Source organism: Verrucomicrobiaceae bacterium, assembly GCA_016713035.1.
Classification (GTDB): domain Bacteria; phylum Verrucomicrobiota; class Verrucomicrobiia; order Verrucomicrobiales; family Verrucomicrobiaceae; genus Prosthecobacter.
On sequence record JADJPW010000007.1, the window covers coordinates 25,007 to 37,930 of the forward strand.

At 58.7% G+C, this 12,924-nt stretch carries 12 protein-coding genes; all 12 read right to left on the reverse strand.

What is annotated here, in order from left to right; genetic code table 11:
* Window positions 1-2: 2 nt before the first annotated feature.
* Complete coding sequence (locus IPK32_19510; GenBank protein ID MBK8094092.1) at window positions 3-974, reverse strand: NAD-dependent epimerase/dehydratase family protein; 972 nt, start codon at window positions 972-974, stop codon at window positions 3-5.
* Window positions 971-2,428, reverse strand: a complete 1,458-nt coding sequence (locus IPK32_19515; protein MBK8094093.1) for a glycosyltransferase — start codon at window positions 2,426-2,428, stop codon at window positions 971-973. The genes IPK32_19510 and IPK32_19515 overlap by 4 nt, the downstream gene beginning before the upstream one ends.
* On the reverse strand, window positions 2,425-3,474 hold the full coding sequence (locus IPK32_19520) for a glycosyltransferase family 4 protein (protein ID MBK8094094.1): 1,050 nt from the start codon (window positions 3,472-3,474) through the stop codon (window positions 2,425-2,427). The genes IPK32_19515 and IPK32_19520 overlap by 4 nt, the downstream gene beginning before the upstream one ends.
* On the reverse strand, window positions 3,471-4,073 hold the full coding sequence (locus tag IPK32_19525) for a hypothetical protein (protein ID MBK8094095.1): 603 nt from the start codon (window positions 4,071-4,073) through the stop codon (window positions 3,471-3,473). The genes IPK32_19520 and IPK32_19525 overlap by 4 nt, the downstream gene beginning before the upstream one ends.
* 211 nt (window positions 4,074-4,284) lie before the next feature.
* On the reverse strand, window positions 4,285-5,649 hold the full coding sequence (locus IPK32_19530; GenBank protein MBK8094096.1) for a flippase: 1,365 nt from the start codon (window positions 5,647-5,649) through the stop codon (window positions 4,285-4,287).
* A 413-nt stretch (window positions 5,650-6,062) separates the two neighbouring features.
* Entirely contained in the window at window positions 6,063-7,160 is a 1,098-nt protein-coding gene (locus tag IPK32_19535; GenBank protein ID MBK8094097.1) for a hypothetical protein, read from the reverse strand.
* Window positions 7,161-7,190: 30 nt separating this feature from the next.
* Complete coding sequence (locus tag IPK32_19540; protein ID MBK8094098.1) at window positions 7,191-7,754, reverse strand: D-sedoheptulose 7-phosphate isomerase; 564 nt, start codon at window positions 7,752-7,754, stop codon at window positions 7,191-7,193.
* Window position 7,755: 1 nt separating this feature from the next.
* Window positions 7,756-8,745, reverse strand: a complete 990-nt coding sequence (locus IPK32_19545) for a hypothetical protein (protein MBK8094099.1) — start codon at window positions 8,743-8,745, stop codon at window positions 7,756-7,758.
* A complete protein-coding gene (locus tag IPK32_19550; GenBank protein MBK8094100.1) occupies window positions 8,742-9,809 on the reverse strand; it encodes a 3-deoxy-7-phosphoheptulonate synthase in 1,068 nt (355 codons plus the stop codon). The genes IPK32_19545 and IPK32_19550 overlap by 4 nt, the downstream gene beginning before the upstream one ends.
* 69 nt (window positions 9,810-9,878) lie before the next feature.
* Window positions 9,879-10,913, reverse strand: coding sequence for a UDP-glucose 4-epimerase GalE (galE, locus tag IPK32_19555; protein ID MBK8094101.1), 1,035 nt, complete (start codon window positions 10,911-10,913; stop codon window positions 9,879-9,881).
* A gap of 354 nt (window positions 10,914-11,267) precedes the next feature.
* On the reverse strand, window positions 11,268-12,290 hold the full coding sequence (locus tag IPK32_19560) for a low specificity L-threonine aldolase (protein ID MBK8094102.1): 1,023 nt from the start codon (window positions 12,288-12,290) through the stop codon (window positions 11,268-11,270).
* Between the two features lie 29 nt (window positions 12,291-12,319).
* On the reverse strand, window positions 12,320-12,886 hold the full coding sequence (gene frr, locus IPK32_19565) for a ribosome recycling factor (GenBank protein MBK8094103.1): 567 nt from the start codon (window positions 12,884-12,886) through the stop codon (window positions 12,320-12,322).
* Window positions 12,887-12,924 lie beyond the last annotated feature (38 nt).

Below are 12,924 nucleotides of genomic sequence, written 5' to 3' on the forward strand. Positions count from 1 at the left end.
TTTCAGGCGGTTTGGATTTCAGCGGCAATCTCGCGCACGGCGCGACGCACGGCGTCTTGAGAGGAAAAAGTGGCCTGCCAGCCGAGGCGGGTGAGGAGCTGCGTGTCGAAGGCATACTTCGTCACGTCGCCGACCCAACCCTGCGGTGTGCTGCCAAACTGGATGCCCGCAGAGGGATCGACCGCGTCACGGACGGCTTCGGCGATGAAGCGCACGGTGGCGGTGTCAGCGGGGGAGATGTTGACGCAGTTGATGCGCTGTGTGCCGTGGCGCTGGATGTGGAGCATGGCGTCCACCAGCTCGGTGACGTGCAGGTAGGGCTTCTCTTGGGTGCCGTCGCCTAGCACTTGCAGCGGGTTTTGCCCTGAGCGCATTTTTTTCACCAGATCATGGATGACGCCATGCGTGGAGCGTGGGCCGATGACGTTGGGAAAGCGGTAAAGAGTGGCGCGGTCCAAGAAGGCATGCGTAGCGGCGCAGATCGCGCCTTCGGAGGCGAGCTTCATCGCGCCATAATTGGAGGCGGGCTGGCAAGGGCCTGCGGACTCTCCGATGAAGCCCTCTAGCGGGCCGTAAATGGCGCTGCTGGAGGCAAAAGCGATCTCACGCACGTTTTCACGCCGCATCCAGTCCAGGACGTGAAAGGTGGTCATAAAAGTGTCCTGCAAATCGACACGCGCGTCGCGTACACCGGCCTGGATGTCGGAATTGGCCGCCATGTGCCAAACGAGGCTGATGGGCTGCTCGCGGTGGAGTCGGCTCACTTCATCGTTCCAGGCATGGATGTCATTCAAATCGGCCTGGATGAGCCTGAAGCTGTTTTTTTGGCCTGCGGTGGCCAAATTGGCTGCACGGCCCAGTTTGAGGCTGTCCACGCCGGTGACGCGGATGCCGAGGTCTTGCAGGTGGTCGATGAGATGACTGCCAATGAAGCCTGCGGCTCCTGTGACGAGATGATGAGTGAATGCGGTCATGAGTGATTTTTGGCTGCGAGTGCTTCGGTGTAGAGCTGGTGGAGACGCTCACCGTATTGCGAGAGGGGCGTGGCCTCCGGCAGGATGGATTTCCATTCGCTCGTGCGCTGGCGCAGCTCCAGCAACGCGGCGGCGATGCCCGGCACATCCCAGGGCAGCGAGACACCATTTTCACCAGGACGCAGCACCATCTCACTGCCCCAGTGTGGTGTGAGAGCCAGCGGCAGGCCGAGTGCGCATGCCTCTGCCTCGACTGCGGCGAAGGACTCAAAGTAGGAGGGGAAAACAAAAGCATCCGCAGCCGCCATGGCCTCGGCGAGTGACTCGACCCAACCGGCGATCATTAGCCACTCGGTATGGTGTGGGAACCGGGCAGCGAGGTCTTCCTGGAGTCGTTTGATGCCGTCTTTGCTACCGCCAAGCAGCAAAACGCGAAAGCTGCGCTGCCCCTGCTCCCATAGTGCCTCCAGCGCACTGGCTAGGATGTAAAAACCCTTTCGTTCATAGCCGCCCTGCGCGGCAAAAGCGAGCACATAGGTGTCGTCGCGAAATCCCCAATGGCTGCGCATCTTCCGCCGGTCGACCTCACGCCTGCCGGGGTGAAACTCCTGTTCATCGTAGCTAGAGGGCAGCACACCGACTCGTGCTGTGTCACCAGCGATCTTTTGCAAACCACGTGCCACACCGCGTCCGACAGCCAGCAATAAATCCGGCCGAAACCAGCGAAAGTAAATGAGTTCGATCAAGGCACTGTAACAGGAGACGAGAATGTGAGGGATGACCGCAGGCCGTAGCAGCCGTGTGGCGAGCGTTTTACACCAAGCCCAGTTGATGAAGTGAACGGTGGTCATGTCTGCATGCACAAAACCCGGCCCGCAGGCGTGTACCAGCCGCGCAGGCCGACGCCCGCGCAGTAGCCACCACATGAATTGACGCCATGTGACCTGTGGCGCAAAGCACATCAAATTGAATACCCAGTGCAGGCCGGTTTTGGGCATCAAGTCGGTGCGGAACATCTCGGGTGGCAATGTGGTTTGCTGGCACCATAGGCGGATGCGCCATCCGCGCTCCTGAACCAGCTTCAGCGCATTGAGAACAAGGGGCTTCATGGCCGGGCTGCGCATAATGATGTCGGGGTCTGTCCACAGCACCTCACGCTGCGCGCACTCCGTGCGCCGCTGGATAAAGGCGGGCAATCGACTGGCCAAGTCCTCCTCGGACGCATACACCAAGAGGTCTTCTGCGGGCAGCTTTACCATGTCGGCCAACTCGGTGGGCACCAGCACCGCGTCGGCATAGGCTGTCACATGGCGGAGCAATGCAGGAGAAAGCGGTCGCGTGATCCTGGCCAGCAAGAGCTGCTGCCTGCCGCTGAAACGCTCACTCAGCAGGTGGCGCAGCCAAGACGGCCAGTCCTGCACGGGTGGCAAGGGGCAATGAAGCATGACGTTCATGATAAAGAAGTCGTCGGAGCAGAAAAGTGGCGCAGGTACCTTTCCGCTACAGGCCGCCGTTGGTGTCGCGCGAGGTGCTCACACACTGGCTGCGGGATGATTCCGGCCTGCTCGGCAGCCTTTGCTAGCCCCTGGATCAATGCCGACGAGAGTTCGGCTGCGTTCCCTTTTTCGAAGAGAATGGCGTGACCGCCGCAGGCCTCTGGCAAGCCGCCGCAACGAGAAGCGACCACCACGCACCCGGAGGCCAGCCCTTCCAGCGCGATGAGTCCAAAAGGCTCCTCCCAGGTCGATGGAATGACCAGTACCTGAGACCGTCGCATGTGGGCAGCGACATCGGCAGCGGGCTTCAGGCCCATGAAGCTGACCTGATCTTGAAGGCCCAGAGCTACGACTTCCTCCCGCCAACGCGGCAACGCGCTCTTACCGGGTATGCCGATGTCACCGATGACCGTCAGCCCTGGTCGGCTACCGCACTCACGCAAATGAACAAGGGCTTGGAGCAGCACCCCGAGGCCTTTTTCCTCCGCCAGTCTGCCGACAAAGAGCAGCTCTGTTTTCCTCTTCTCTGGGTCCGGTTTCACCCAGAAGAGAGATTCATCATATGGATTGCTGATGATGACGCCGTGGCCGCCCCAGTTCGTGCGCACGATCTCGCTCACGGAGATGGCTTGACAGTGATTCGCGGCGAGGTGCCCCTGAATCTTTTTCCACCACGGTGTGTGTCCATCTTCACCGGTAAAATACGTGTGGTGGGAGACAAAACAGCGCTTTCTCCGCACTAGGAATGGCAGGAGGAACTTCACCCCCAGCTCGGCTTGCAGCAAAACATCTGCCCACCCGGCCCAGCGTATGAGTGAGGCCAGGTCCGGCCTGCGCACGACCAGAAAAGCATCCTCTCCTTCATCCGTGTCGTCCGCAGGTGTGGATGTGATCACAACGACTTCATGCTGCAACTGCTGAAACGCCGTGGCCAGCATGCGCACATAAACGGAGACCCCACCGCAGACCGGAAAGTAGTTCCTCGCTGTAATGACAATTTTCATCGGCAGGTCATCCAGAGCCAGTGATTTCCAGGTGCGCGGTGCTCCTGAACCCCGGCGAGCAGCAGGCCGTCATCGATAGTGGCAGGAACGGCGGGCCGATTTTGTCTCACCCATGCCTGGCGGTCTTCCGGCCAGATTTCCTGGATGCGGTGTGTGGCATCAAAACGCGCACGCAGAAGCTGATTCAGGTCTCTGGAGTCCGCTCCATCTTCATGCACCTCCACCAGCACCTCCGTCTGCATGAGCGCGGGTGCCTTGGCTGGGTCTAACAGCATGCGCTCAAAGCCCTCAATGTCGCAGATGAGCAATGTGCCAGCACCTGCCAGCGTGTTCATATCAGCGTGGGTACATTCACCTGCGAAGCGAACACGCGCGGAGCAAGCATTCAACCGTACCAGTTTACGGCACTGACCCCGTGAGATCGGGTCGATGTCAAAGGCCACGAACTCCGTGTTCGGCATGCGCACAGCTAGTCCGACGACATACCAGCCCTCCGCACAGCCGACATCTATGATGCGGCGGTAGCCTTTGTGGAGGATCGCCGGGATCACGGAAGCGAGTTCGGCTTCATAGCTGCCAAGCCACTTGTTGGTGATCATTCCCCAAATATGACGATCAAAATAGCGCAGACCGGCAAAGTGTCCGGTCAGCACCCGCAATTCTCCTTTGGAGCTATGCAGCGCTCTCGCGATTCTTCGTACAGTACGGCCATTTTGAAGCCAAGACCGCCAGCGTCCCGTGAGCGGAGTGATCACCACGCTCATGCCTGGGACTGAGCCGGCGATTTTTCTGAACAAAGTCTTCATCTTATCAGTGAGAGGGGAGGGATAGAGCCGTCAGAGATCGAATATTTGGCACAGGCCAGAGCACCGCAGCCAATGCCTCCTTCCCATACGCACGAGTGAGTGGCAACAGCAGTGGGGCTAACACATGTGCAACCAGCGTGGCGCACAAAGTGGACGCTGCCGCACCCATGCCCGCCCATTGAGGAATCAGCAGCCAGTTCAGGCTAAAATTCACCCCCAGGGCCAAAACCAAAGCAACGGTCATCTGCGCAAGCTGCCGCTCCAAGGACAGATGACATTGCAGCGCCGAACCCGCTAGACAAGGAACCAGCAAAAAGGCGTGCAAGGACAGCAACTCCCCACTGCGTGCAAATTCGGCTCCATAGACCAAGGACACCGCCATTCCAGCCGTCAGGGAAAGCACCACCGCTAGCAGCCAACCCGCCAGTGTATTCATCCTCATGTGCACCTGCCGCGTACGCGCATAGTGCGCCACATCCTCTCCCCGCGCTTGTAGCAGTAGCGGTGTCAGTACCGAGGTCGAAATACCTCCCACGAACAGCAGACTCTCCGTCAAAGCCGATGCAGCGGCATAGAAGCCGACCTCACGCTCATCTGAAAGCCAGCGCAGCATGATCAGGTCCATGCGGTTGAGAAACACGGCCAGCGTGCCCGCGACCAAGGCGGGTATGGAATGAATAAACACCTCCCAGCCACTGCGCCAGTCACACCACCAATCACGGATTCGTTTCCCCAGCTTCCCATAAGCGCCAAAGGAAGCCGCCATCACATACAACAAGGAAATCACCTCACCCAGCGCTACCCAGGGCACTCCCCAATGCAGAAGCCCGGTCACCCACTGCCATCCACGCAAAACCAGAGTGCCAATCGTATTGGGTACCACGATGTGTCGAGTCAGCAGCCTCGACTGAAACCAAAAAGCCACCGGTGCTGGAAACGAGATGAACAGCTTCAAACCGCAGACCAGTGTCGTAGTCAGCAACACCATGTCCTTTTGCCAAAAAAGGAGCATGTAACACGCCAACACAAGCCACGCTACCACACTGGACAACGCCAAAATGATCGTCGTACCGCCCATGATGCCGTTCTCACGCTCTGGGTGGCGGTGGAGGCAGTCTGTAAACACTGTGGGATCGATTCCCATGCTAAGTATGCCGACAAAACCCACCAAGGCTTGGGCCGAGGCCAAAATGCCCATTTTTTCGGCCCCAAGTTGCCGTGCGAGAAGCCCCGACGTGGCAATTCCCAGCGCCATCACAAAAAGCCGCTGGAAACCAAACCATCCAAAACTCGATCCCAGCCTACGCAAAGTGCTCACAGCGGGCAAGCCGCCCGCTTCATCCGGGACATTTTGTTCAATAACCTGCATTGCGATTGGGGATAAAACGGCCCCCATTCTTGATGAGCCTATTCCGCTCAGCCTGTGGCTCAGTGAGCTTACCTGGGGATGTCGGCGAGACTGAGATCGACTTAGACTGTCGGTTAATGACGGCTAGGGCGTGGCCAAGCAGCGTGGAGAGGATGAGATTATATGGTACCGTATGCATGTTGCTCCCACCCATCATGCTTAACCAAAGCGTGAGACTAAAAGTAGCAACCACAAACACTAGAAGGTGCTTATCCTCCGCAGAATGAGTGCGGAAGATCGCCGTGTGAACCGTGCGCAAAATGACAATCAGACTCACCAGCACCAAGAGCAGTCCCACGACGCCATGATTGATCAAGATCGAGTTGATCGGATCATGCGCGAAGTCCTCATCTGCTTGTGTCACCACCTCCTCGCTAGCGCCCGTGCCAAACAAGGAATACGACTCCGGTTTGAGCAGTCGCGTCCAACCCCGTATGCGGTCCGAGACGTCCCCACACGGACCACGTTACCAGCCCAGCCCCTTCACCTGTGGTGCTCGCCAAGCCCTCATTTGCCGAAGCCAAATGTGACATAAGGAAATTGGAAGAGCCAATCAATGTCACCACCACTACAACGAGCATGATATATAACAACTTCGTTCGCCCTGGTGTCAAAAACATGATGTAAACCACCGGCACAATGAATGGCAGAAGCAACACCGTGCGCTGCTTAGATACGACCAGACCGATAAAATAAAGCAAGCTTCCCACCAAATAGAGCATTCGTTCCGTTCGAAGACGTTTCCAAGCCCACACTCCATAAATAAAGCAGAAACAGATGGCACCGTAGGCTGAGCCACTGCCAGCCAAGCCGAAGACTCGCGGCTCCGGCTGAAAAAAGGAGGCGCTATAGACCGGCGACAAACCCGTGCGGGCATACACATAGTCCATGTCCGCAAAGCCGAAGAAGTACTGATACACCGCTACCAAAACCCAGGGTATACCCAGGATGAAGTGGAAGCGGCTCAAGCGAAGACTGCTACCTGGCACTGTTCTGTAGTAATGCGCAATCACCGCCGCGATTGCCAAATACAGGCCGCCGTTCACCGCCATCTGAACTCGACCCGTCAATGGGCCGCTCGAAAGCATCATTAACCCGGTGACACCAAAAGAGATCAATGCCGTAATCACAACCGGTCGGCTCGGCTTCGGACCCGTCGTCAATATTTGGTTAATCGTACCCGCAATGATCGCCCCTACGATGGCCATGTTTACGGCCAGCACCTCGATCACAGCCTCCATCGAAGCCGATCCGTACACGACTGCCAGCTTTTTGTAAAAGTCGCCATAAAAGCTCATGAAGCTCAGCAAATAGAGTCCAGTCATCGGCTTCACGAAGCTCGCCAGCACCATCAAGACGCCAATCCACTTCGCGCTCGCTGCCAGCGGCCCAGTGTAGCCGGTCATGATGTCCACCGTGGCGTACATCGCGACCGCAAAGGCGATCAAAATCGCTAAAGGATTCGATCTCATACTCTCAAGTTCCGCAGGGATGCGAAGAAATTACAGCGTCTGCTCTGCCACATCACACAGCAGGTGTCCGATCAGTAGATGACACTCTTGGATGCGGGCGGTGATGGCTGAAGGTGCTCGGAAGGCCAGTTGGGCCAATTTGGAGCACTCGGAGTCTTTTTCGCCGGTGAAGGCGATGGTGATGCAGCCGCGTTCGTTGGCGGCTCGGAGGCCGGCGAGGATGTTGGGGCTGGTTCCGCTGGTGGAGATGCCGAGGGCGACATCGCCGGGTTGGGCGAGGGCTTCGATTTGGCGGGCGAAGACGGTTTCAAAGCCGAAATCGTTGCTGTGGGCGGTCAGGATGGAGGTGTCGGTCGTCAGGGCAAGGCCGGCCAGTGCTGGGCGATTTTTGCGGTAGCGAACGACGAGCTCGGCGGCGAGGTGCTGGGCATCTGCAGCGCTGCCGCCGTTGCCGAAGAAGATGATCTTTTTGCCGTTTTTGAGGGCTGTGAGCCAGGCGTCGGCCAGCGGGGCGATTTGATCGCTCATGGCGCTGAGGCGAGTGATGGCGTCTTGGTGCTCAGTGAGATGGGTTTGGAACAGACTGTCAAACATATCACGTGAAGGCGGTGAGGAGTTCATCTGGCGTTAGGGTCGCAGTGCCAAGCTTGCCGACGACGATACCGCTGGCGTGGTTGGCGATGTCGGCGGCGTCTTGCAGCTTGAATTTGGCGGCGAGGGCCAACGTGAGCAATGCGATGGCGGTGTCGCCTGCTCCGGAGACGTCGAAGACCTCGCGGGCACGCGTGGGGATGTGATGCGGGGCTTTGCCGCGCTCGAAGAGCATCATGCCGTGCTCGCCGAGGGTGACGAGGACGCTATTGACGGACCATTTTTCGAGCAGTATGCGGCCGACTTCGAGTAGCTCGGTGTTTTGCGCGGGATCGCCTGGGAGGAGGTGGTCTTCGAGGCCGGCGGCGGCGAAGGCTTCGAGGCGATTGGGCTTCACGAGTGTGACGCCGCTCCAGGGGAGTGGATTTCGCGGTGAGGGATCGACGGTGACGATCAAATCGTGCTCGGCGGCGATCTTGGAGACGAGTTTCATCAATTCGTGGGTGATGAAGCCTTTGCCGTAGTCTTCGAGAATGATGGCGTCGAGGTCGGGCGCGAGGTGGCGGAGACGCTTCTCGATCTCGGCAAGTTCGTCGGCGGTGAGCGGCAGCAATTTCTCGCGATCGACGCGGACGATTTGCTGCTGGCGGGCGGAGACGCGGGCCTTGGAGATGGTGGGCAGCGTATCGTGCACGAGCAACGGCGCCGGATCGACTTTGTCGGTGATCAAAAGATCGCGAAGGCGATCTGCGGCGCTGTCTTTGCCGACACGGCCCATCAGGTGCGTGTGCGGCGAGAAGGGCGCGATGTTGCGGGCGACATTCGCGGCTCCACCGGGATAAAATTCCTCACGAGTGACCTCGACGATAGGCACGGGGGCCTCTGGCGAGATGCGACGCACATGGCCCCAGATGAAGTGGTCGAGCATCACGTCACCAATGACGAGGATGCGGCACTTCGCGATGTTCGCGAGGCATTGGCGGGAGAAGTTCATGCTTGTTTGCGACGCTGGCGCACGGCGGCGGCGAGCTCGTCGAGCATCGCCTCGGTGGTGGACCAGTTCACGCAGGCGTCGGTGATGCTCTGGCCGTAGGTGAGTGGCACGCCGGGTTTGCAGTCTTGGCGGCTTTCGACGAGATGGCTCTCGATCATGACGCCGGTGACGGCTTTGCTGCCAGCGGCGAGTTGTTCGCTGAGGGAGGCGCTGACGAGCGGCTGCTTGCGGTAGTCTTTGAGGCTGTTGCCGTGGCTGCAATCAATCATGACGCTGGCGGGCAGTCCGCGTGCGGCGAGCTGGTCGGCGGTGGTCTTGATCGCTGCTGCGTCGAAGTTGGTGCCGGCTTTGCCCCCGCGCAGGATGACGTGGCAGGCGTTGTTCCCTTTGGTGTTCACGATAGCGGCGACGCCGTCTTTGGTGACTGAGAGGAAGCTGTGCTGGCCTTTGGCGGCCTCGATGGCGTCCAGGGCGACCTGGATGCCGCCGTCGGTGCCGTTTTTGAAGCCGACGGGCATGCTGAGGCCGGAGGCGAGCTGGCGGTGCACCTGGCTCTCTGTCGTGCGGGCTCCGATGGCTCCCCAGACGACGACATCGGCGATGTATTGCGGCGTGATGACATCGAGGAACTCGGTGCCAGCGGGGATGCCCATCTGCGCGAGCTCGATGAGCAGGCCGCGTGCGCCGCGTAGGCCGTTATTGATGTCATAGCTGCCGTCGAGGTGCGGATCATTGATGAAGCCTTTCCAGCCGACGGTGGTGCGGGGCTTTTCAAAATAGACACGCATGACGATTTCCAGGTCTGCGCCGTGTTTCGCCCGCGCAGCGAGGATGTGGCGACCGTATTCGAGTGCGGACTTGGTATCGTGGATGGAACAGGGGCCGACGACGACGAGGAGGCGGTCGTCGTGGAGATTGAGAATCGCTTCGGCCTGTTTGCGTGATTTTTCGACGAATGAGGCCTCTGTATCACCCAGCGGGTACTCGTGCATGAGGAGCGCGGGCTGGATGAGCGGGAGGATGTCTGCGACGCGGAGGTCGTCTGTGGGGTGTGATTGGCTCACGGGTCGGAATTGGGAAAAATGGGCCGCCAAAGTGGTGCGGAACGGCGGCGAGGAAACTCGAAATTACGCTCAATTCGGCCTCTGCGGGCCTGTGCGGTGGTCTTTCTTGTATCGGCCGTGGTGCGGCTGGTTCATCCAGCGCCAAGCGCTCTCGATGTGCTCGCGCGGATCGAGGTGCTGGGCACGCCAGCCGAGGAGCTGTGCGGCGAGGGCGGGATCTGCGATGAGCTCGGCGGGATCGCCAGAGCGGCGCTCTCCATAGACGACGGGGATGGTTTTACCGGTGACGTCTTCAGCTGTGCGGATGATTTCTTTGACGCTAAAGCCATGCCCTGTGCCGAGATTCACAGCGGTAGTCTCCCCCCCTTTACGCAGGTAATCGAGTGCCAGCGCATGCGCTGAGGCGAGGTCACAGACGTGGATGTAGTCACGGATGCAGGTGCCATCTGGGGTGGGGTAATCTGTGCCAAAGACGGTGATCGCACTGCGCAGGCCTAGCGCCGTCTGGAGCACGAGCGGGATGAGGTGCGTCTCAGGGTCGTGATCCTCTCCGATCTCGCCACTGGGATGGCAACCGCTGGCATTGAAGTAGCGCAGAAAGACGGATTTGAGCCCCCAGGCCGTATCGCAGTCACGCAGGACTCGCTCGAGCATCCACTTGGAGGCTCCGTATGGATTCACTGGCATTTGCGGATTGCTCTCGTCGATCGGGATCTTCACCGGGTTGCCATACGTCGCACAGGTGGAGGAAAGGATGAACTGTCGGCACTCATACCTCTGCATGGCCTCCAGCAGTGTGAGGGGGGCGGCGAGATTATTGCGGTAGTATTTCAGTGGATCAGTCACGGATTCACCGACGTAGGCATAGGCAGCGAAATGCAGTACCGCAGATGGACTGTAGGCCGCAAAAATGGACTCCATGACGGCTGTGTCTGAGAGACTCCCGCGGACAAAGGTGACGCGGTCCACTGGTAGAGATTCTAGGTGGCCAAAAACAAGATTATCGAGCACGATCAGGCTTTCGTGCCGCTCGAGTAGGTGCCGTACCGTGTGGGAACCGATATAGCCGGCACCGCCAGTGATGAGAAGAGGAGCTGAATTCATGACCGTGCCACTAATAGGCGCAATACCTGACTTTTCTGCATAAACGCGACCAAGCTGCCGCCCTTGGTCAGCCGATCAGGGGGACCTAAAAGTGAGAATGATTGGAGCTGGGCCATAGAGGCAGTCGGCATTTTACCCGAGCTGATTTGCATGGGAATTATGCCAATTAGAGAAAATTGGCACAAATTCGGTATTTTGGCAAAGTTAAATATTTACATTCTCAAGGCCGCGAAGCCTTTCTCCGCCTGCCAAACCTATGGGAAATAGGGGGCCGCCCCCCCCCTCCACGGTGGCAGCAAAGGCGGTCCAGGTGCCGCTTTTAGCTACTTTCCCACCCTCCCTTCCCTGCTCCGCTTAGGCCAAGGAGGTAGCGTCACTCACGAATGCATCGACATCTGCCTCCGTCGTGCGCCAGGAGCACATGAGTCGTGTGCCCCCGCCGATGAAGCTATAAAAGACCCAGCCACGCTCCTTGAGCCCTTTCTTCATTGGATCTGGCAGCTTGGCGAAGACCGCATTCGCATCGACAGGGTAGAGAATCTGCACGCCAGGTAAATGCCCCAAGGCGTCGCTGAGTCTCCTAGCGAGCATATTGGCGCTGGAGGCGTGTTTTTTCCAGGTATCATCACGGAGCATCCGTAGCCACTGCGCAGAGATGAAGCGCATCTTTGAGCAAAGCTGCCCCGCCTGCTTGCAGCGATATTGGAAGTCCCGGGAGAGCTCTGGATTAAAAAACACGACCGCTTCGGTCACCGCCATCCCAAGCTTCGTGCCTCCGCAGCACAGGACATCGACCCCCGCACGCCAGGTGATGTCCGCAGGCGAGCAGCTCTGACTGGCTAGCGCATTAAAAAACCGTGCACCATCCATGTGGATGCCTAGCCCATGCTGCTTCGCCAGGGCTCCGAGACCTTTGATCTCACCGGGGCGATATACCGTGCCTAGCTCCGTGCTTTGGCTAATGCTCAGTGCCCGCGGCTTAGGGAAATGCAGATCGCTGCGGCTGAGCACGATACGCTCCACATCTACCGGGTCCAGCTTGCCCAACGGACTACGTGCGAGGAGGATTTTCGAGCCGTGGGAGAAGAACTCCGGAGCCCCACACTCGTCCGTCTCCACATGCGCCTCATGCGCGGTGATGATGCTATTGTAACTGCGGCAGAGAGAGGCCAAAGCCAGGGAATTGGCCGCTGTGCCATTAAAGACAAAGTACACATCACATTCGGTCTCAAAAAAGCGCCGAAAACCCTCACACGCCTCCGCCGTGATCTCATCCGCGCCGTAACTAGGCTGGTAGCCGTGATTCGCCTCCTCCAGCGCCCGCCAAGCCTCTGGACAAACGCCTGACGTATTGTCCGAAGCGAAGTGGTATTTCAGTTCCGCGCTCAAGGCAGGTGACGAAGGGATTAGACCGTGAGGATTTCCTTCTCTTTCGAGACGACGTGCTGATCGATTTCGGCGATTTTTTTATCCGTCATGGTCTGCACATCCTTCTCCATACGATGCAGATCGTCCTCCGTGATGCTGCTTTCCTTTTCAGCCGCTTTCAGCGCCTCTAGGGCACTGCGTCTCGCGCTGCGCACTCGTACTCGCGCCTCCTCACCTAGCTGTTTGCACATTTTCACCATCTGCTCACGCCGCTCCTGCGACAGGGCCGGGATGGGCAGGCGGATCACCTTGCCTTCGATGCTGCCATTGAGCCCCAACCGCGACTCACGGATCGCACGGTCGATGTCCTGGAGGGTGCTCGAATCGAAAGGCTCAATGCGGATCAGCCTAGCGTCTGGCGTGGTGATCATGGCGAGCTGTTTGAGCTTCATGTGACTACCGTAACTATGCACATGCACATCGAGGTTTTCGACGAGCGTAGGGTTCGCCTTCCCGGTCCGCACCGAGGCGAATTCGTGGATAGCATGCTCGACAGCCTTGGTCATGGCTTCTTCGCATTCGAGGATGGTCATTTCAGCGTCCATAAAGAGGTCAGGTTTGAATTGTCGCCTTTCTTCGATGC

Bases quoted from the DNA above. Each gene is read 5' to 3' on its own strand.
- IPK32_19520 (MBK8094094.1), bottom strand. From the start codon at position 3,474: ATGAAAATTGTCATTACAGCGAGGAACTACTTTCCGGTCTGCGGTGGG.
- frr (MBK8094103.1), bottom strand. From the start codon at position 12,886: ATGGACGCTGAAATGACCATCCTCGAATGCGAAGAAGCCATGACCAAG.
- IPK32_19545 (MBK8094099.1), bottom strand. From the start codon at position 8,745: ATGAACTTCTCCCGCCAATGCCTCGCGAACATCGCGAAGTGCCGCATC.
- IPK32_19530 (MBK8094096.1), bottom strand. From the start codon at position 5,649: ATGCAGGTTATTGAACAAAATGTCCCGGATGAAGCGGGCGGCTTGCCC.
- galE (MBK8094101.1), bottom strand. From the start codon at position 10,913: ATGAATTCAGCTCCTCTTCTCATCACTGGCGGTGCCGGCTATATCGGT.
- IPK32_19535 (MBK8094097.1), bottom strand. From the start codon at position 7,160: ATGAGATCGAATCCTTTAGCGATTTTGATCGCCTTTGCGGTCGCGATG.
- IPK32_19515 (MBK8094093.1), bottom strand. From the start codon at position 2,428: ATGAACGTCATGCTTCATTGCCCCTTGCCACCCGTGCAGGACTGGCCG.
- IPK32_19540 (MBK8094098.1), bottom strand. From the start codon at position 7,754: ATGTTTGACAGTCTGTTCCAAACCCATCTCACTGAGCACCAAGACGCC.
- IPK32_19525 (MBK8094095.1), bottom strand. From the start codon at position 4,073: ATGATCACCAACAAGTGGCTTGGCAGCTATGAAGCCGAACTCGCTTCC.
- IPK32_19510 (MBK8094092.1), bottom strand. From the start codon at position 974: ATGACCGCATTCACTCATCATCTCGTCACAGGAGCCGCAGGCTTCATT.